This is a genomic window from Psychrobacter sp. Pi2-51 (assembly GCF_904846665.1).
GTDB classification, from domain to species: Bacteria; Pseudomonadota; Gammaproteobacteria; order Pseudomonadales; family Moraxellaceae; genus Psychrobacter; species Psychrobacter glaciei.
Map to the genome: position 1 here is coordinate 98980 of NZ_CAJHBP010000001.1, position 18961 is coordinate 117940.

Sequence of the window (18961 nt, forward strand, 5' to 3'; positions counted from 1 at the left end):
TAATATAGGTTAAAGTTTAGTGAGAAAGCAGTCATATCCGCATCAACAAAATAAATCAGTGCTGACGTGGACTGGTGTCCGCTAAGAGCGATAACATCCTTATTTATCAACTGGTTGGTAAAATTTTCGCTATTATATGGTTCTAATTAACTATTTTTGGGGTAAATAATTAACTAAGATGAAAAAATGGCTGGGTAACAAAAACAGTATTTATTCCGAATATTTTTAATCTGTTATTTACAACCAAAGTATCAAAAGAACGATATATTTAAACAATACATTAGCATGAATATGGTTTAAAACAATACCAGTATGTGATACTGAGTAGTACATAAAATATACTAAGAGATACAGTTGATATGTGATGTAGGAGAAACAAGTCTAATTATGACGAGGTTGATAATCTATCAAAGCGCTATCTCAAAACTATAGCCGACTTTTAATAAAATAGATACGTCAATAAACATGTGTCACTAAAATTGAGGCTATGAAAATTTGTCACAGTCCACTGTATCAATTCTAAAGTCAGTCACTTATATTACGGTGAAAGGAACTGCTCATGTTTGTTAAAAAAACGCCGATAAATAAGCAACGCGCTAATAGTGCATCCTAAAGTACTGCTAACACAGATTAAAAACATCGTGACAATTTGATAGCGTACCGCTTGAGTAGGATCTGCACCCGCCAGTATTTGCCCTGTCATCATCCCTGGCAAGCTGACAATACCAACCACCAGCATAGAGTTCAGCGTTGGAGTCATACCATTGATGATGGCCGCTCGTATCTGCTCATGCACGGCTTCAAAGGGCCTGGCAGAGAGGCTGAGCATCATTTCAATACGTCCTTGCTGCTCATGAAAAGCTTCAATCAACTGATTGCTGGTCAATGAGATGGCGGTTAAAGAGTTGCCTAGTATTAAGCCTAATATAGGGATGACAAATTGCGGCGTATACCACGGCTGCACTCTTAATATCACAAAGATGGCGATACTGGTGACCAATACGGCTGATAGGCTGACAGCGAGGAGGGTATCGATGAATAAACCTTTGTAGCTGCGTTTGACACGATTTTTGGCTGCACCTCCTGCAATCAAGGTCATGATAGTCAGTATGAGTAAGACTTCATACCATTGCTCACGAGCAAAAATCCATGCCAGAATCAAACCGATAAAGCTCAGCTGGACTATAGTACGAATAGCCGCCGTTAATAGTGTTTTGGTTAATGTTAAGCGTAGTCGCCATGATAGGATAAGGACGATAATAATTAAGCTGCTGGCAAGCGCAATATCACCGTAAGTGAGGAATATTTGCATATCATCCGTACCGCTCATAGCTGCTCATTATTAATGTCGTTAAGGTGAGGGAAATAAGTATTAGGGGCGGTCATGATTAAAAGTCGATTATGATATTAGCGCATTTTGGTTAATACGCCTGCCTGCATGTGCCAATGCCTGTCGGCTAATGGCATGATATCTTGTGTATCATGAGTCACCCACAATATGGTGCGCTGTGCATCGCCGCGCAACCAGTTAACCAGTAGATTTACTAGCTGGGTTGAGGTATCGATGTCTAAAGCCGCTGTAGGTTCATCTAATAACAATACCTGTGGATTTAGTTGCAAAAGACGTAAGGTATTGACCAGTTGGCGCTCGCCACCAGAGAGATGACTTGCCTCTTGTTGTAAAAAGTCAGCACTGCGCTCTAAATAGACCAGCTGAGCGATATGCCAGTCGATATCAAAGTCAAGATGTTGATGCGCTTGTAGGCGATAGGGCATCTGTAAGTTTTCAAGCACACGGCCTTCTAGCAGCTGTGGGTTTTGAGCAAGTAGGGCGATGCGTGTGCGCCACTGTGTCGGCGGTGTATTATGAATGCTTTTATAACTGTCGCTATTTGATGCATCATGACTGCGCAAACAAATCTCACCGCTGCTCATCGGTAATAATCCTGCAAGCACACGTAGCAGTAAAGACTTGCCACTGCCAGAAGTGCCTGTTAAAACGGTTATTTGCCCTGCTAATAATGTACCGCTAACGTCATTTATCAATACCTTTTTATGCGTCGGCAACCTCTGATCGGGGGTCGAGATTTTTTTAAATTTGGTCATCCATTTATCGTAGATGGCAGACACGCTATGGATTTTCGTTTTAACTGTACGACGTTGATCACCAGTGTTGATTGGCATGATACGTTTGCTATGTACCCAGAGGTGTTCAAATTCAACGATAGGCGTGTCAGTATCAAGGCTCATAGGTCAGAATCATTGTGCATTTACAGGCTGATTAATCGCTTCTTGTAAAGCATCACGTAGCTTTTTTGGGACACGAATCGGTCGCATGGGCGAGGCGCTAGCCACGGCAGTATCCGACTCATCATGAGACACAGGCTCTGTCCTGACTTGATTTTGCACACAAGCGATGACGATTTTGGTGCTACTCAATAAACTGTTTTTAGCGTTGACATTGTCATTCTTATGATCGGTAGAGGAGCTGTCTGAGCCATGACGATGAATGCTCTGGTAAAAAATAATGCTGGCAGGTTTTAATTCGACTTTATCGATACGTACATTGATGATCTCGTCTAAAAGAATGGCTCTTTTGTATTGCAAGTCTGCTTGACTCACGACAAAATGCTGTACTTGACCGTCATCGGTCTGCAAGAAATACCCATTCAAACCCAGTTGACCAAACCAGTCACGGCGGCAGTTTTCAAAAAATACCAAGTGATTGGCATGGTAGACTATACCGCCAGCGTCAGTATGATTAATATAGACATTGTAGTCTTTGGCAAATAATGGCGTAGTTTCATTTGCTGTCGTTGGTAAGGCGTTGGTAGTTTTGCTAATAGTGGTTGTCATAACAATGCTCAATAATTATTTTAATAAGTGTTCCGTGATAGCCATGATCCGATACACAAGATTTGATAGCAATCATACGAATAACAACTACTCTAGCGTAAGATATCAGGGCGCGCAACAGCTAGGTCAGTCTGCCTCTGTTATGATAGTGTTTTATGTATGGTCACATCCCAGCTCTTTATATTAGCAGCGTATTTTCATCAATTAGTATAGGATAATTTATGACCCGTTTTGTCAGTTTTAATATCAATGGTATTCGTGCTCGTCAACATCAGCTGGAGGCGGTACGTGAGGTAATCGATCCTGATGTGATGGGTCTACAAGAAACCAAGGTACATGATGAGCAGTTTCCACTAGAAAACATAGAAAGCCTTGGTTATCACGTAGAGTATTTTGGGCAAAAAGCCCATTATGGCGTGGCACTCTTGTCCAAGGTTGCGCCAATATTTGTACAAAAAGGTTTTCCTGGCGAAGATGTCGAGGCGCAGAAGCGTTTTATTCATGCACGATATGAGTTTGACGGTCGTGAAATCGACGTACTCAATGGTTATTTTCCACAAGGAGAAAGCCAAGATCATCCGACCAAATTCCCTATGAAGCGGGCTTATTATGCAGATTTGATGGCTTATATTGATGCTTTGAAGGCGGAAGGGCGCTCGCTCATTATTATGGGTGATATGAATATCGCTCCAGAAGATATCGACATTGGTATCGGCGAAGTCAATGCAAAGCGCTGGCTTAAGAATAGAAAAACCTCATTTTTACCAGAAGAGCGCGAATGGTATGCAGCCCTGATGTCACGCGAGCTGACTGACACATACCGTCTGTACTATCCAGAGAGTACAGAGTTATACAGCTGGTTTGATTATCGCAGTCGTGGTTTTAACGACGAGCCTAAGCGCGGTCTACGTATCGACCATATCTTGTGCACCTCAGACTTAGTCGATGACTGCGTCGATGCTGGTATCAGCTATGAGCTACGTGCCATGGAAAAACCGTCTGACCATGCACCGATTTGGTCGGCATTTAACTTAAGCAAACCCTAATAGTATTCTGTTTATAACTATGAAAATTGAAAAATAAGGATGTCTCTATGGCTGTTGGAAATATTGCAGTACCGAATACTATTTACCCAATTGACGGTATCAAGTTAAGTGCTACTGCCGCAGGCGTACGCTACAAAGATCGTGATGATTTGGTCGTGATTGAGATTGCTGAGAACGCAACCAGTGCGGTCGTCACCACTAAAAACACCTTTTGTGCCGCGCCAGTGCGAGTATTACGTGAGCATTTTGCTAAGGCTAGCCCACGTTATTTGGTCACCAATACTGGCAATGCCAATGCAGGGACGGGCGCTGATGGCAAGCGCCGCGCTGTTGATATCTGTACAGCGCTGGCTAGTAAAGCTGGCGTGGCTGTCAGTTCTGTATTGCCGTTTTCTACTGGAGTGATTGGTGAGCCATTAAACAGCGAGGCGGTCATCGCTGGTTTAGATGAGGCACTTGCCAGTTTAGCTGCTGATAATTGGCTGGCGGCGGCGAATGGTATTCGCACCACAGATACGATTCCTAAGCTTGCTAGTCAAAAAATCGACGTGGCGGGTGTCAGCTATCATATTACGGGCATGTCAAAAGGCTCAGGTATGATACGACCAAATATGGCGACTATGCTGGGCTATGTGGCAACAGATGCCAACATTGCTGCTGACTTATTACAAGAGATGTTGAGCGCCATCAATGAGCAGTCTTTTAACCGCATCACCGTCGATGGTGATACGTCGACCAACGACTGTTGTGTGTTGATCGCCACAGGTAGAGCTAGCTCAAATATTATCGACAGCTCAGAACATCCACATTATCAGCCTGTTTTTGAGGCATTAACCGAAGTATTTGTTCGTCTGGCACAATTAATCGTGCGTGATGGGGAAGGCGCTACCAAGTTTATGACTGTCAAAGTCACTGGCGGTAAGATGACGCAAGAATGCTGCGATGTGGCATACGCGGTTGCACATTCACCACTAGTCAAAACCGCATTCTTCGCCAGTGATGCCAACTGGGGTCGTATCCTCGCTGCAGTAGGTTATGCGGGTATCGAAGATTTAGATACCGAGCAAGTCGATGTCTATCTAGATGAAGTCATGATTTGCCAAAATGGTGGTGTTGCGCCTAGCTATACGGAAGCGGCGGGCAAAACGGTCATGAGCCGTCCTGAAATTACCATTCATATTGATTTGGCACGTGGCGACGCTAGCGATACGGTTTATACCTGCGATTTGTCTTACGATTACGTCAAGATAAATGCCGATTACCGTAGCTAATTATCGAAATGGATGTTAATTAAGGCGTCATCTCAATCTGAACGAAAGCGATCAAATGGTCGGAGTAATGATTACTTCGACCATTTTTTTGCAATGTCAAATATATATTGGATTGGTCTGCTTTTTAATACGTTTGACTAACATGAGTTGCAAAAGCTGACGTTACTTTACAAACCAGTCATAGAGGATAAGTCGCTTTGCGACATATACTAGTCTCAGTAAACAATAGACGATACTGCTGAGAAATTATCAGCTTTGTTTGGTTGTCTAAATTGACTTTGCCAGTATGGTCACAAATGCCTTACGTTTTGAGCGTCTATAAATGATTAAAACGAGTTCAAACGGGCAATAATGAATATTACTTAACTGAGGATTGAATAATGAAAAAATTAGCACTTGCCGCATTGATGACTACTTTTGCCCTGTCAGGTTGTTCTACTATGGGTATGGACAATGAGCGTACCATGGTCGTTGAAGGTCAGACTATGAATGTTAAAGTTATTAACATTCCAAGCTTTGAAGTAGAGATTGCACCGCGTAAAGCAGTTTGTGATCTTATGACTGCGAATGGCACCAAAGTTGAATCAGAGTGCTTACAGTATCGCCAAACTTATCAGAAAAACTATACAACTTTAAACGGTAATATCCAAGGCTTCACTTATGAGCCAAATTACCGCTATGTTTTAGACGTACGTCAAGAAGCGATGATGAATGAGACCACCAACATGGTTAAGCCAGTTTGGATTTTAAACGAAGTGGTTTCAAAAACTGCTGAGTAAATGATGACATGCACTAGTCAGAATAAAAAAGACCTCTAATGAATTAGAGGTCTTTTTTTGTCATGAGTGTTTATGAAAATCACATCACGACAGTCTACACTAACATTAATTATATTAGCATTGACTATATTTTACACTGACACCATGACTCGCAGTGGGTATGCGGTTATCAGCATAAACAGCAAGACCCCCACGTGAGGTTTCTTTATACTTATCTAGCATATCAGCCCCAGTTACTTTCATCGTTTCAATCACCTTATCTAAAGAGACAAAGTGCTGACCATTGCCACGGCAAGCAAGACGTGCCGCGTTGATCGCTTTTACCGCGCCCATCGCATTGCGTTCAATACAAGGGACTTGAACCAAGCCGCCAACAGGGTCACAAGTGAGACCTAAGTTATGCTCGATACCAATTTCAGCAGCATTCAAGCATTTGGCAGGATCGCCGCCCATAATCTCAGCCAATGCAGACGCTGCCATTGCACATGCAGAGCCAACTTCACCTTGACAGCCAACCTCAGCACCAGAGATTGAAGCATTTTGTTTGATAAGGCTACCGATAGCAGTGGCATTTAATAAAAATTTATAGACGCCGCTTTGGCTGTAGCTTGGTAAAAAATCACGATAGTAATGTAGGACTGCCGGTATGATGCCAGCGGCACCATTGGTAGGAGCGGTCACGACTTTACCGCCATTAGCGTTTTCTTCGTTGACGGCGAGCGCATACAAATCCACCCAATCCATCGCTGCTAATTTATCGGTTTTTGTAATGGGTTGGTTCTTCTCAGCACACAGTTGTGAATATAGATCTTGAGCGCGGCGTTTGACATCTAGGCCGCCAGGCAAAATACCGCCATTTTCACAGCCTTGTTTGACGCAGTCTTGCATCACGTCCCAAATGCTATCTAAGTAGGCAAAAACCTCTGTTTGATCGCGGTAATGACATTCATTCGTGAGGACTAAATCACTGATACTCAGCCCATGCTGGCGACATTGCTCTAATAACTCGGCGGCGCTATTGAAAGGATAGGGAATACTATCAATGGTGGGGCTAGCATGGTCTTCATCTGGATTGGTGGCATTCTCTTCATTAATCACAAAGCCACCTCCAACTGAGTAGTAGGTCTGCTGATAACGAGTACCATCTACCAATAATGCTCGAAGCGTCAGAGCATTAGGATGATAGGGTAGGACGGTATCGTCGTACCAATAGATATCACGCTCTGTGTCAAAAGCAATCGTATGAGCACCTGATATGTTCAGACTTTTTTCTGAAAATATGGGTGCCAAGTAGTTGCTGGTCAGACGCGTATCGATGGTGCTGGGCGTATGTCCGAGTAACCCTAATAAAATGGCGGTATCCGTTGCATGTCCTTTACCGGTCGCAGCCAATGAACCATAAAGCTCAATCTCAATACTGTCTATAGCGGTCAGCTCTGATTGCTTGAGCAAAGACACCAAAAACAAGTTTGCCGCTACCATCGGACCGACGGTATGTGAGCTTGAGGGTCCAATACCAATTTTAAATAAATCAAAAACACTAATCATAATAAGCTACCAAAAATTTTAAGTGCATCAGCATAGGGTATCGATTGGCTTCAGCACTGGCATGAAAAATATAATAAACCGCCCCAACCAACAAGCACCGATAAGTGTTTAGTTTGGGGTGTTGTCTATGAATGTATGTAAACATGGAAGTACATGTGACGAGTGAATAATAACTTTTATTTATTATTAAACTCCGTTATGATGCTTGGAGCCAACGTTTATGTAACATCCTGTAAGTTGGTTGTCGCTGTGAAATACGTCAGGCAAAAATGATTTAGACGGTAGTTCAAGTAGAACATATCCGACCTTATACATCTAGCAAAACATAGCTATCATACCAAATAATACTTTTGGTTTGCTACCTTACAACATAAATGAATGAATTGGGTGACATATTATAAGAGGTATGGTGTTGAGTCTCGGTTTTTATCGTTATTTTTAGCCAGCTACTTCTATTTATTGACGTTCACTTTATCTCAGTTTTTATTCATTCAGTTATTTTAGCCTATTATTAGCTCCGCCCACATAGGACAAGCATGCATGACATCTCCCACCGATAATTCCTCTCAATCAGACAAAAGTGCTGAAGCATTACCTACTCACAACGCATTAGAAGCGGCTGGTATTCCTTCAGCAGCCATGAGCTATCCAAAAAATCCGGATTTTGAAAATGGTCGCTGGTTTCCGACATGGCGACCTTATGGTGGCGATTTAGATCGTGATCCGGTCGGTATCAATGAATATTTGCCACCGTCAAAAAGCATATTACTGGGTGTGCAGCATACTTTTGCGATGTTTGGTGCGACGGTGCTTGCGCCACTGTTAATGGGTTTTGACCCTAACCTCGCTATTTTGATGTCAGGTATTTGTACTGTGATGTTCTTTATGATCACGGGTGGGCGCATGCCGAGCTATCTGGGCTCCAGCTTTGCCTTTATTGGCCCCGTTATCGCTGTGACTGCGTATGCAGGCGTAGGCTTTAATGACAACTTAAATGTCGCCTTGGGCGGTATTATGGCCTGCGGTATCATTTATGCTTTGATTGGGCTGCTGGTGATGAAAACGGGCACAGGCTGGATTGAGCGTCTGATGCCACCTATCGTCACTGGTGCTATCGTGATGATTATTGGTCTAAATTTGGCGCCAGTGACCATTCAGGGAGTGTCTGCGAATCAGTTTGATGCTTGGATGGCTACTTTAACCGTGTTGCTGATTAGTGGTGTGGCTGTGTTTACGCGCGGTATGTTACGTCGACTTTTATTATTGGTTGGCTTGATATTGTCATACGTCGCTTATTTTGTGATGACCAATGTGATGGGTTTTGGTACGCCCATTGATTTTAGTGGGGTGTCTGCTGCTTCATGGCTTGGGTTACCAAGCATTCATACGCCTCGTTTTGAGATGAGCGCCATTATCTTGATCGCACCAGTGGCGTTTATTTTGGTTGCCGAAAATCTGGGACATTTTAAAGCAGTAGAAGGCATGACTAAGGCTCGTGTTACCCCTTATATGGGTCGAGCATTTTTAGCGGATGGCTTAGCAACGACTTTTTCAGCAGGATTTGGTGGTACAGGTGTCACCACTTATGCAGAAAACATCGGTGTCATGGCGGTAACCAAGGTGTATAGCACTACGATTTTTGTCGTAGCAGGTTTGGTGGCTATCATATTGGGGCTTTCACCAAAATTTGGTGCAATCATTCAGACGATACCAGCGGCCTTATTGGGCGGTGCGTCTATTATAGTATTCGGACTTATCACTGTTGCTGGGATCAAAATTTGGATAGACAGTCACATTGATTTTAGCAAAAACAGCAATCTAATCATCGCCGCTGTCACTGTCATCATGGGAACGGGTAACTTTAGCCTGCACTTAGGTGGCTTTGATTTGGGCGGTATCGGCACGGCTACCTTGGCAGCTATCGTACTTAATGCATTATTCAATCGTCAAAAAGACTGATTGATTGTCGTTTAAGCATCATGTTTCAAATGAGGGCGTGTCATTATTTTAATCTTCACGGTCTAAATGATGACACGCCCTCATTAAAGCTATACGCCAAATAAAACGTAAATATAAATAAGCGTACCTGTATAACTATTTATATTTACGCTTATAAAACCGTGAAAAAAACCGATAGCGACGTAGTGCGCGCGGCTTGGGTTTTAATGAACCTAAGTAAATGGCAAACATCGTCAAGAGCGCGCCGCTCCATTGCAAAGTATTAATCGGTTTGTCCAGCCAAGTATAATCAATGACCAATGCGGCAATTGGTTCAGATAGCAGTAGTAATCCAGTCAGCGCCAAAGACAGCTTAGGGATAGAGTAGGCAATCAGACCCCAAGCCAAGCACTGCATGACCGTGCCATAAATAAGTACCCAAACAATCTCAGACCAACTGTTGGGCAAGATATTGCCCATATCAAACAAAAACATCGGTACAATCATCGCCAGTACACCGCCGATACTGATTAATTGCATGAGCATAAATATCGGTGTTGGCTCGGTGTCATGCGTCTTACGGATAAAGGTCATCGACGCAGCCAGCATTGCCCCTGAGACGATACCCGAGATAAACCCCCAAGTTGCGGCACTATTATGTGCAAATTCAGGGCTACCTATCATCGCCACTCCAGCCATCGCTAGAAATAGACTGATAAGCTGTAATATAGATTGCCGTTCATTAAAATATAAAAACCCAATCGCTGCCAAAAAGAAAATCTGTAAGCTATTAAGTAAGGTTGAAATACCAGGCCCGACAGCATAGATACTCTCGTGCCAAAGCGCCAAATCGAACCCCAAAAATGCGCCTGACAATAAACCATAAAAAATGGCACGTCTTGAGCGTGGCAAACGTTGTCCCATGATTTTTGCCAAGACAGCAAAGACCACTCCTGAGATGGCGAGTCGCCAAAACGACATGGCCCAACCGCCGATATCAACGTGCGCGACGATTAAACTGCCCAGACCAAAGATGATGCAACCAATAACTAAGCCAATAGGTGCAGAGCGTGAAGCGGCAATAGCCATAGGTTGTCCTTAGATTAATCACGTTTGAATGGGTGGCGTTCTTTCTTTAACATTACTGTGTTCACAGTACAATGCACACACCCCACATTGTCGAGGTTTTAGACTTAAAATGAAATGGTTGAAACATAATTTATTCTTATGATGACTGTATTTTGAAAGAACCGAGTATGGTAAGCGTGTGGGAAAATAGATGCTGATAGTCAGCTAACGTCAGCTAACGTCAGCTAACGTCAGCTAACGTCAGCTATAGTGAGTGAAAAGTAATATCGGTACATCACGCACTGCTGATATCCATTTTTCTTGCTTGCTGTGCCTGCGCAGACAGAGGCTACAAAAAATTAATATCAGCAATACCGTCGCGTCTTTAGGATATTTTGACTATGTATAATAGTGCTTATATCATCGAGTCGCATCCTTACAGGAATAGCATTGGCGAAAAGGTCGCGATTTGCTAATCTGTCTTTCATTACTCTCTTAAAGTATTCAACATAGTTTCTACTACTTTTAGCCTAGGTTTATTTATGCATCGACGTACTCAATCAAAAAAGTCGCTTTCTTTGATATTTGGATCGCAACTAAAAATGGCACGATATAGCATTCCTATGGGCTTATTCGTCAGTGCGCTATTTATGATGCCAACTGCACAAGCTGCCAGCTGTAAAATACCCAAAAGCTATTATAAGAATGTCTCTTGTACCGCGAGTAGCGGTTATTTTTTGGCAGTCAAGGACTTCGGTGCGCCAGTGGCGCTGCTAAATAGTAAAGGCAAAAAAGTCGTTGATTTATCACGCTATCAAAAAGTCGATGCAGATAAGATAGCGGGTGGCTTATTACCCGTGCTGCGCAATAGTCACGTCGGTTATCTCAACATGCAGGGTCGTGAGGTGATACCGGCGACCTACGACATGCTAAAGGAAAGTCAGGGTTGGGCGCGTCCGGTATCTGATGGACGTATCGTGGTCAAAAGAGACGGCAACTATGGGGTTATTGATACAGCAAATAAGACCATCGTGTCGTTTTCTGCGTCAATCAGTGATATTGATGATTATCGTGGCGGTGTGACGCAAGTACGTAAGAACCAAGCGACCAGTTGGCTGGATAAAAACGGCAAAGCGACTAGCAATCCAAATGGTAGTGACAGTAATAATAATGAGCCGTCGTCTGCAAAGCAAACCGCCAATAGTAGGTCTGCTACAGCGTCAGCACAATCTAGGCAAGCAGCGCCCAATCGTTTTACGACGTTAGAGCCACGTCAGCAAGACGGTCGATGGGGTTTTGTCGATGAAAACAATGTGACGATGATTACTTATTCATTTGATGATGCTCGTCCTTTTTCAGAAGGACTAGCTGGCGTGCGCATTGATGACAACTGGGGTTTTATCAATTTGGGCGGTGAGCTGGTGATTCCTTTTCGCTTTGATAAGATGGGTGTGTCGAGTGGTGACAGTTACCAAGGCAAGCCTGCCTTTACATTTGCAAATGGTAAAGCGTGGATTGGTAACCTAAAAAATGGCAATAAGATGTGCATTGATAAAGAAGGGGTGAGTGTTGGTTGTGATTGAAGCGCTTACTTAAACTAAGAGACAAAAAAGTGTGTCATGCTTATGAGTAATACATAGCATGGCACGCTTTTTTATCGCCAATGATTGACGGTGTTAACTGCGTATTAAGCCAATAGGTGATTGCGAATCAAATCAATCATATAAGGCTGATAGTACTCTGGGATATCGTGTGCCATGCCTTCGATTAAATGAAACTTAGCATTGGGAATGGTCTTAGCGACCACGCGTCCTTGTGAAGGAGGCAATAGCCCATCTGCACTACCATGCAGGACGATGGTTGGTGCTTTGACTTGCTTGCTAAACCGGCTAATAGAGCCAGAGGCCAAGATCGCATTGAGCTGTTGTACGGTGCCAAGCGGATGGAAGTTGCGCTGATAACGTAACTTGGCAATTTCACGCACCATACGGACGTTGACGTGTCCTGGCGTACCGACTGTTTTCATAAACCAGACGCTATGGCGCACAATATCGCGCTCAGAATGACTCTCAGGGCGATTGATAAGCGTATACAACTGCTTAGGCTTGGGGGGCTTTAAAAAAGCCCGATTGGTGGTGGTAAACATCAAGGCCATGCGTTGTACTAAGCTTGGATAGCGTGCCGCCACGATTTGAGCAATCATACCGCCCATAGAAGCACCCAGCAGATGTGTCTTACCCAGCTGTAACGCCTTAATCAGACGTGCGGTATCTTCGGCCATATCGGTCAAATTATAAGCAACCTGCGTACTCTTATTAGACAATCCGGTTTGCAAACGCATCATCATTTTTAGCTGACTGATACGCGGTAGGCCGTCAATCTGTACTTTGGAAGACAAGCCAATATCGCGATTGTCAAAACGAATCACAAAAAATCCTGCATCAATAAGGCGCTTGATAAAATTGTTTGGCCAAAATATCATCTGCGAGCCAAGTCCCATAATCATCAGCAGTGGGGGATGATTGGGATTACCGCCTGCCTCAACGCACAACTCAATGCCATCACCGATATTTATCATCGCTTGATGGAGGTGTTCGCTAAGGTCTGATTCGCGCCATTGGTGTTGCCCAAATCGTTGCCAGTCAGGAGTAGGGTATATCCCAGTATCTCCAGAGGTTTTAAGCAATGCCGCATTATTGATATTATTGGATTTTGTCATGAAGTGTCCTAATTAGAGAGTCGTCTACTAAATCTCAAGCATCTCAAAATCAAGCTTGCCAACACCGCACTCTGGGCAAATCCAGTCTTCAGGGATGTCTTCCCACTTGGTGCCAGGCGCAATTCCTTCTTCAGGACAGCCAAGCGCTTCATCATATATCCAGCCACAGACGATACATTCATAACGTTTCATAAATAGTCCTATCGATCATTACCAGTGTTACAGGGTGTTTTTAGAGCGTCTACTGAGCATTACCGCTCATATTTGGACGGTAAAAACGCCCGTAGTTTAGCATATAACCGTTGTTTTGATAGTTAAGTTTACACTTGTATGTTGAGATGACTCAGCTTTTATCAAGTCCATGATTGGCATTTTATTGATTCAGGCGATTGTATGATTGTTCGTCTCGCCGCTATATTACACCAAATTATGTTATAGTAATCGCCACTAATTTCACGGTGATGTCTGTCATTTATCACCGTCACTTATTACCATCTAAGCCATATGAGATAAGGGTTATTATGAGCGTTAATGCTGCCGCTACATCTGCTAATACCGAAATTGATCTGTCTAATATACTCAATACTGACCACCCGTTTTGGCAGGTTATCCGCACAGTACCAGACTTTCCAAAAGTCGGCATTGATTTTTATGATATCACCCCGTTACTGCGCAGTCATATTAATGCGGTCATTGATGCACTGCTGGCAACCTTGCCAGAAGGGTTGATGGATGAAGTGGACTGCTTGGGTGCTGTAGAGGCGCGTGGCTTTGTGTTTGCAAGCTTGCTGGCAGGTCGCTTGGGTAAAGGCATGATTTTGCTGCGTAAGCCGGGTAAGTTGCCACCGCCTGTTGCCAATAAAGCCTATGCGCTAGAATATGGTAAAGACACGCTTGAGATGCAAAATAACTTGCCACCTGAACGGGTATTGTTGGTCGATGATATTTTGGCGACGGGCGGTACGCTAACCACCGCTTATGAGCTGTGCCAGTCAGCGGATCATACGGTCGTCGGTGCTTTGGTACTGCTGGATTTGGTTGAGTTGCATGGTGAATTCCCCGTGCCTGTTTATACGGTATTAAAAGCTTAGATAAATGGTTTTTAGCATAATAAAAAAGCGCGCTGAATAGTTCAGCGCGCTTTTTTGGTATTAATATATTTTATTTGGTATTTTATTGGTCTTGTTGATAACGCTCACAAGTTTGCTCTACTACTTTGCGACCGATTGTTTTTGGCATCGTAACCTTAAAATCCTTGGTGGTCAATATGGGTTTGTCGGATTGCCAAGATTTGATGACCTTGTTGTCAGTGCCATAATTGACATAGGCTCTTTTATAGTAACTGGCATCTTTGCAAGATATCAATAACTGCTGATCGCTATGATGAATATAGCTTTCTTTTTTGTCCTTTTTGCCTTTTTTATCCGTCTGTTGTAACTGCGGTGGATAGGTTCTGCGAATGGATACCGAAATGTTTTCGACGTTATGCTCGTCTATGATATTGATGTCAGAGCTTTCAATAGAGTCTGAATCTAAGGTGAAAATCGAACCAGAATCAGTCTCAGATATCTCTACCCAGCTGACTGCATGTGCACTAATCGCTAGCGCACTACCTGCTAATACCACTGATAGCCGTCTCATAATCAAGCCTTGCTTCTTGTTATTTGAAGTGGGTTATAATAACGAACTTACTATTAGCAGGCAAATTTCTTTTATTCGACAGTGTTTAACCATCCATTATCGCAACGATTAATTGCGCATCGCTGACAATGCCTGAGCAAGCTCATCACGCGCATCGATAAAGCCATCAATACCCTTAGGTAATAAATCTTGAGTGACGGTATCTTTTTGATAAGCTTGACTAAATTCTTCATGGGTCAAACTCACTCGGGTCATATCATCTAACGCCATCGACATACTTGGTGACAGCTGACGAGGGACTTCTATATCCATTGCTGCCAACTCATCAATGAGGTTGGGGGCAATGGTCAATAGATCACAGCCTGCTAATGCCAATATCTGCTCAGTAGAGCGGAAGCTTGCGCCCATTACTTGCGTGTTGTAGCCATGCTGTTTGAAATATTGATAAATAAGCTTGACCGATTGCACACCCATGTCATCAGAGACTGGTACGTTCTGACGGTTTTGCTGGCGTTTTTGCCAATCTAAAATGCGTCCTACGAAAGGTGATATCAGGGTAACGCCAGCATCGGCACAGGCAATCGCTTGATGTTGTCCGAAAAGTAGCGTTAGATTACAGTGAATACCTTGGGTTTCCAGATAACGTGCGGCCTCGATACCTTGCCACGTCGCTGCCATCTTAATCAATACCCGCTCTGAGTCGATACCTGCTTGTTGATAAGCTTCCATAAAGCTGAGCGCTTTATCGATAGTCGCTTGGGTGTCATAAGACAAACGCGCATCGACTTCAGTTGAGACGCGACCCTCAATCAACGATAAAATATCGCAGCCAATTTTTATGGTTAACGCATCAATTACCGCATCGATGTCACCGCGATGTCGACTCATGGTTTCTGAGAGCATGGCTTGATTGTCAGAGTGAATGAGCGCCTTAGTAATGAGACTGGGGTTGGTGGTCGCATCGACAGGTTTTAGGCGGGCAATAGCGCTAAGGTCGCCAGTATCAGCGACAATGGTGGTCATGGTGCGAAGCTGTTGTAATGCGCTCATCAGGTATCCTTGTATGAATCAATTAACATGGTTATGTTCTAAAGACTGGGTCTGTTGTTAAACGTGTTTATATTTTTAAACATGCTTATTAAAGGTGCTTTTGACCATTAGTTTTGAACTGTAACATAGTTTTGAGGCGGTGTTCTCTCATAGTTTTGCCGCCTATCGCTGCCATATCAGATAACTGTGCTAATATTTATAGCCGTTAGCCAGTTTACACGCATTTACGAATGGGCACTGAGCGTAGTTTTTGCTATAGTAGAGCCGGTCGTGTCGTTGTCTGCTGTATTGGCTGATGAATCCAATAATCGTATAGACGAGTAGGACATGATATTTTTGATAAACTGTTCTATTGAACAGTGACTAGCAATATGGTCAAAGCTAATCTCAAATAAACCTAGGTATAGATAGACCCAAGTATAGATAAACTTAAAAAGTCACACCAAATAGTTATAAAACTCAGCAATAATATTAGAAAAAGGATGGGCGGTAATGAGTGAGCAGTCACCAGAGCAAAAAATGGACAATCTAAATCAAACTAGCGTAAGCGACCACTCAAACGAAAAAGAGTTTTTAGATCAGCTGCGCCATAGTATTGATAGCGTAGACTGCGAAATCCAGACATTGATTAATAACCGTGCCAAACTGGCTCAGCAAGTGGCGACGGTCAAAAAAGAACACATCGCAAAAAGTCCTACTGCTGAAAAAACCAATCCTATTTTTTATCGCCCAGAACGTGAAGCGCAAGTCCTAAAAGCGGTCATGGCGCGTAATACTGGTCCAATCGCTGATGAAAAAATGGCGCGATTGTTTCGTGAAATTATGTCGGTATGCTTAGATCTAGAAGCACCGCAACGTATTGCCTTTTTGGGTCCAGTGGGTACTTTTACTCACGCCGCTGCCCTCAAGCATTTTGGTAAAGCCGCTGATACCGTACCAATGACCACCATCACTGATGTGTTCCGTGAAGTCGAAGCAGGTACAGCGATGTATGGCGTCGTACCGGTTGAAAACTCTTCAGAAGGGGTGGTCAACCATACTTTAGATGGTTTCTTGTCTTCTACCTTAAAAATAATTGGGGAAGTTGAGTTACCGATTCATCAGAATTTCTTGGTTGCAGAGCATACCAAGCTTGACGGTCTCAGCCGTATTTATTCGCATCAGCAATCGCTTGCCCAGTGCCGTCATTGGCTCGATGTTAATTATCCCAATGTGGAGCGCGTTGCCGTATCTAGCAATGGCGAAGCTGCACGTCGACTCAAGAATGAATGGCATTCGGCTGCGATTGCAGGGGATGTCGCTGCCGCAGAGTATGATTTGCATAAACTTTACTCAAATATTGAAGACAATCCAAGCAATACCACACGATTTCTTATCATCGGTCACGAAGCGATCGCGCCGTCAGGACAAGATAAGACCTCTATCGTCGTCTCAGCACATGACAAAGCGGGCGCGCTTATCGAAATCTTAAAACCATTGTCTTATCATGGCGTGTCGATGACCAGTATCGAGACGCGTCCTGAACGTCCTAATAAGTGGGCATACGTGTTCTTTATTGATATGGATGGTCATGTTAATGATCCAAATGTTAGCGCAGCCATTAATGATATTCGCCCATTGGTAAAAGATTTACGTGTACTGGGCTCATATCCCAAAGCGGTACTGTAAGCGTTTTAAAAGCTAGACCATTTATAGCAGATAGCTGTCATAAGCTCTTGTTATTATTAATAATAGATGGTTCATTACATCTAAGGATACAATATGCAGACAACGCCATTGACCGAATCAAGCTTATTACCACTCGTGCCAGCGTACGACAGTATCTTAGAGCTGGCTCCTTATCAAACGGGCAAGCCGATTGAAGAGTTGACTCGCGAGTACGGCATCTCAGATGTGGTAAAGCTTGCTAGCAACGAGAATCCAATGGGCTGCTCACCGCGAGTGACGTTGGCAGTGACAGAGCAGCTCGGTCAGCTGGCGCGTTATCCTGATGGCAATGGTTATTATCTAAAGCAAGCACTGGCTGACTTCAATGATGTCAATATCGATCAGATTACGTTGGGCAATGGCTCTGACGATTTGCTCGATATCTTGGCGCGTAGTTTTGTGGGTGCCAATGATGCTATCGTTTATAGTCAGTATGCCTTTGTGGTCTATTCGATGCTGGCAAAAATGCAAGGTGCTACAGATATCGAAGTGCCCGCCCATCGATTCGGTCATGATTTAAAGGCCATGAGTCAAGCGGTTCAAGACAACCTTAATACCAAGATTGTCTTTATTGCCAATCCTAACAACCCAACTGGGACACAGCTTGAGCACAAAGAGCTGCGCCAGTTTGTTGCCAGTCTGCCAAGCTCGGTATTGGTGGTATTGGATGAAGCCTATATCGAGTACAGCCCTGAAAGTAATAATAGGGCACTCATAGATGAATTTGACAATGTGATCATCGTCCGTACTTTCTCTAAGGCTTATGGACTAGCAGGTCTGCGGGTTGGCTATGCGTTAAGCTCGGTAGCAGTGGCGGATTTATTAAACCGTATTCGTCAGCCATTTAACGTCAGTCGAATTGGGTTGGCGGCAGCAGCGGCGGCACTTGCTGATCAAGATTTTATCGAAAAAACTCGTCTGATGAATGATGAGCAAATGCGCTGGTTAGAGAAGCAGTTCGACGCATTAGGGTTGGGTTTTATTAAGTCACATGCCAACTTTATAATGGTAGAGATGGATGATGAAGATGCGCTATTGATCAATCAAGCGTTGCTCGAGCAAGGGGTCATCGTACGGCCACTGGTAGGTTACGGCTTACCCACTTGGTTGCGCATCACGGTAGGCGTCGCAGAAGATAACATGCGCTTGATTGATACCTTGCGTTCTATCTTGACCGATGATTAAGCGCATCAATAGATGTTTTTTTAGTCAAGTTAATGATCTTCATTAGCCATTAAATTTTATAACGCTAAGATTGGCTTTACCCAAACTTATCCTAGTGTGTTCAACGAGAAAAGCCGTGAGTAGTCAGAAAAAAAATAAAATTCAACCGTCTCC

17 protein-coding genes are annotated in these 18961 nt (G+C 43.6%); 8 read left to right on the forward strand and 9 right to left on the reverse strand.

The features are described 5' to 3' along the window. Window positions 1-538: 538 nt before the first annotated feature. The 3 genes from JMY08_RS00395 to JMY08_RS00405 all read right to left on the reverse strand — a co-directional run bounded on the left by JMY08_RS00395 (window position 539) and on the right by JMY08_RS00405 (window position 2856). Window positions 539-1330, reverse strand: coding sequence for an ABC transporter permease (locus tag JMY08_RS00395; protein WP_201588425.1), 792 nt, complete (start codon window positions 1328-1330; stop codon window positions 539-541). A gap of 77 nt (window positions 1331-1407) precedes the next feature. Continuing rightward, entirely contained in the window at window positions 1408-2250 is an 843-nt protein-coding gene (locus tag JMY08_RS00400) for an ATP-binding cassette domain-containing protein (protein ID WP_201588426.1), read from the reverse strand. 9 nt (window positions 2251-2259) lie between these two features. Further along, window positions 2260-2856, reverse strand: a complete 597-nt coding sequence (locus JMY08_RS00405) for a hotdog domain-containing protein (RefSeq protein WP_201588427.1) — start codon at window positions 2854-2856, stop codon at window positions 2260-2262. Between the two features lie 221 nt (window positions 2857-3077). Between JMY08_RS00405 and xthA the strand changes: the two genes are divergently transcribed. From xthA to JMY08_RS00420, 3 genes are all read left to right on the forward strand, one after another. Continuing rightward, window positions 3078-3902, forward strand: a complete 825-nt coding sequence (xthA, locus tag JMY08_RS00410) for an exodeoxyribonuclease III (protein WP_189585038.1) — start codon at window positions 3078-3080, stop codon at window positions 3900-3902. 47 nt (window positions 3903-3949) lie between these two features. Next, window positions 3950-5173 carry a bifunctional glutamate N-acetyltransferase/amino-acid acetyltransferase ArgJ gene (gene argJ, locus JMY08_RS00415; RefSeq protein ID WP_189585041.1) on the forward strand — a complete coding sequence of 408 codons (1224 nt, stop codon included), beginning with the start codon at window positions 3950-3952 and terminating at the stop codon, window positions 5171-5173. A gap of 380 nt (window positions 5174-5553) precedes the next feature. Further along, window positions 5554-5952, forward strand: a complete 399-nt coding sequence (locus JMY08_RS00420) for a DUF4377 domain-containing protein (protein ID WP_010202007.1) — start codon at window positions 5554-5556, stop codon at window positions 5950-5952. 114 nt (window positions 5953-6066) lie between these two features. Here the strand turns inward: JMY08_RS00420 and JMY08_RS00425 are convergent, their stop codons facing one another. Further along, complete coding sequence (locus JMY08_RS00425; RefSeq protein WP_189585044.1) at window positions 6067-7500, reverse strand: L-serine ammonia-lyase; 1434 nt, start codon at window positions 7498-7500, stop codon at window positions 6067-6069. Window positions 7501-8040: 540 nt separating this feature from the next. Here JMY08_RS00425 and JMY08_RS00430 point away from each other — a divergent pair. Continuing rightward, complete coding sequence (locus tag JMY08_RS00430; RefSeq protein WP_201588428.1) at window positions 8041-9459, forward strand: solute carrier family 23 protein; 1419 nt, start codon at window positions 8041-8043, stop codon at window positions 9457-9459. Between the two features lie 135 nt (window positions 9460-9594). On the opposite strand, the gene JMY08_RS00435 is transcribed toward JMY08_RS00430, so the two are convergent. Next, window positions 9595-10527 carry a DMT family transporter gene (locus tag JMY08_RS00435; RefSeq protein WP_201588429.1) on the reverse strand — a complete coding sequence of 311 codons (933 nt, stop codon included), beginning with the start codon at window positions 10525-10527 and terminating at the stop codon, window positions 9595-9597. 521 nt (window positions 10528-11048) lie between these two features. Here JMY08_RS00435 and JMY08_RS00440 point away from each other — a divergent pair. Next, window positions 11049-12089, forward strand: coding sequence for a WG repeat-containing protein (locus JMY08_RS00440; RefSeq protein ID WP_201588430.1), 1041 nt, complete (start codon window positions 11049-11051; stop codon window positions 12087-12089). A gap of 104 nt (window positions 12090-12193) precedes the next feature. Here JMY08_RS00440 and JMY08_RS00445 read toward each other — a convergent pair whose 3' ends face one another. Together JMY08_RS00445 and JMY08_RS00450 are read right to left on the reverse strand one after the other, a co-directional pair. Then, window positions 12194-13225, reverse strand: coding sequence for an alpha/beta fold hydrolase (locus tag JMY08_RS00445; RefSeq protein ID WP_201588431.1), 1032 nt, complete (start codon window positions 13223-13225; stop codon window positions 12194-12196). 27 nt (window positions 13226-13252) lie between these two features. Continuing rightward, the gene (locus tag JMY08_RS00450) at window positions 13253-13417 is read right to left on the reverse strand and encodes a rubredoxin (protein ID WP_010201990.1); all 165 of its coding nucleotides are present in this window, start codon (window positions 13415-13417) and stop codon (window positions 13253-13255) included. 329 nt (window positions 13418-13746) lie between these two features. Between JMY08_RS00450 and JMY08_RS00455 the strand changes: the two genes are divergently transcribed. Then, complete coding sequence (locus tag JMY08_RS00455) at window positions 13747-14316, forward strand: adenine phosphoribosyltransferase (protein WP_010201988.1); 570 nt, start codon at window positions 13747-13749, stop codon at window positions 14314-14316. 82 nt (window positions 14317-14398) lie between these two features. Here the strand turns inward: JMY08_RS00455 and JMY08_RS00460 are convergent, their stop codons facing one another. Then, window positions 14399-14866, reverse strand: coding sequence for a hypothetical protein (locus tag JMY08_RS00460; protein ID WP_189585060.1), 468 nt, complete (start codon window positions 14864-14866; stop codon window positions 14399-14401). Window positions 14867-14974: 108 nt separating this feature from the next. Then, window positions 14975-15916 (reverse strand): transaldolase, encoded by a 942-nt coding sequence (locus tag JMY08_RS00465; protein ID WP_201588432.1) that lies wholly within the window; start codon window positions 15914-15916, stop codon window positions 14975-14977. Between the two features lie 492 nt (window positions 15917-16408). On the opposite strand from JMY08_RS00465, the gene pheA reads away from it, so the two are divergent. Next, on the forward strand, window positions 16409-17584 hold the full coding sequence (pheA, locus tag JMY08_RS00470; protein ID WP_201588433.1) for a prephenate dehydratase: 1176 nt from the start codon (window positions 16409-16411) through the stop codon (window positions 17582-17584). Window positions 17585-17677: 93 nt separating this feature from the next. Further along, window positions 17678-18808, forward strand: coding sequence for a histidinol-phosphate transaminase (gene hisC / locus JMY08_RS00475; protein WP_201588434.1), 1131 nt, complete (start codon window positions 17678-17680; stop codon window positions 18806-18808). The last annotated feature ends 153 nt before the right edge of the window (window positions 18809-18961 follow it).

What these genes read in the sequence shown, in the direction of transcription:
- JMY08_RS00440 (WP_201588430.1), top strand. Translation starts at nt 11,049, where the DNA reads ATGCATCGACGTACTCAATCAAAAAAGTCGCTTTCTTTGATATTTGGA.
- JMY08_RS00420 (WP_010202007.1), top strand. Translation starts at nt 5,554, where the DNA reads ATGAAAAAATTAGCACTTGCCGCATTGATGACTACTTTTGCCCTGTCA.
- pheA (WP_201588433.1), top strand. Translation starts at nt 16,409, where the DNA reads ATGAGTGAGCAGTCACCAGAGCAAAAAATGGACAATCTAAATCAAACT.
- JMY08_RS00465 (WP_201588432.1), bottom strand. Translation starts at nt 15,916, where the DNA reads ATGAGCGCATTACAACAGCTTCGCACCATGACCACCATTGTCGCTGAT.
- JMY08_RS00425 (WP_189585044.1), bottom strand. Translation starts at nt 7,500, where the DNA reads ATGATTAGTGTTTTTGATTTATTTAAAATTGGTATTGGACCCTCAAGC.
- JMY08_RS00405 (WP_201588427.1), bottom strand. Translation starts at nt 2,856, where the DNA reads ATGACAACCACTATTAGCAAAACTACCAACGCCTTACCAACGACAGCA.
- JMY08_RS00445 (WP_201588431.1), bottom strand. Translation starts at nt 13,225, where the DNA reads ATGACAAAATCCAATAATATCAATAATGCGGCATTGCTTAAAACCTCT.
- JMY08_RS00435 (WP_201588429.1), bottom strand. Translation starts at nt 10,527, where the DNA reads ATGGCTATTGCCGCTTCACGCTCTGCACCTATTGGCTTAGTTATTGGT.
- JMY08_RS00430 (WP_201588428.1), top strand. Translation starts at nt 8,041, where the DNA reads ATGACATCTCCCACCGATAATTCCTCTCAATCAGACAAAAGTGCTGAA.
- JMY08_RS00395 (WP_201588425.1), bottom strand. Translation starts at nt 1,330, where the DNA reads ATGAGCGGTACGGATGATATGCAAATATTCCTCACTTACGGTGATATT.
- JMY08_RS00460 (WP_189585060.1), bottom strand. Translation starts at nt 14,866, where the DNA reads ATGAGACGGCTATCAGTGGTATTAGCAGGTAGTGCGCTAGCGATTAGT.
- JMY08_RS00455 (WP_010201988.1), top strand. Translation starts at nt 13,747, where the DNA reads ATGAGCGTTAATGCTGCCGCTACATCTGCTAATACCGAAATTGATCTG.
- hisC (WP_201588434.1), top strand. Translation starts at nt 17,678, where the DNA reads ATGCAGACAACGCCATTGACCGAATCAAGCTTATTACCACTCGTGCCA.
- JMY08_RS00450 (WP_010201990.1), bottom strand. Translation starts at nt 13,417, where the DNA reads ATGAAACGTTATGAATGTATCGTCTGTGGCTGGATATATGATGAAGCG.
- xthA (WP_189585038.1), top strand. Translation starts at nt 3,078, where the DNA reads ATGACCCGTTTTGTCAGTTTTAATATCAATGGTATTCGTGCTCGTCAA.
- argJ (WP_189585041.1), top strand. Translation starts at nt 3,950, where the DNA reads ATGGCTGTTGGAAATATTGCAGTACCGAATACTATTTACCCAATTGAC.
- JMY08_RS00400 (WP_201588426.1), bottom strand. Translation starts at nt 2,250, where the DNA reads ATGAGCCTTGATACTGACACGCCTATCGTTGAATTTGAACACCTCTGG.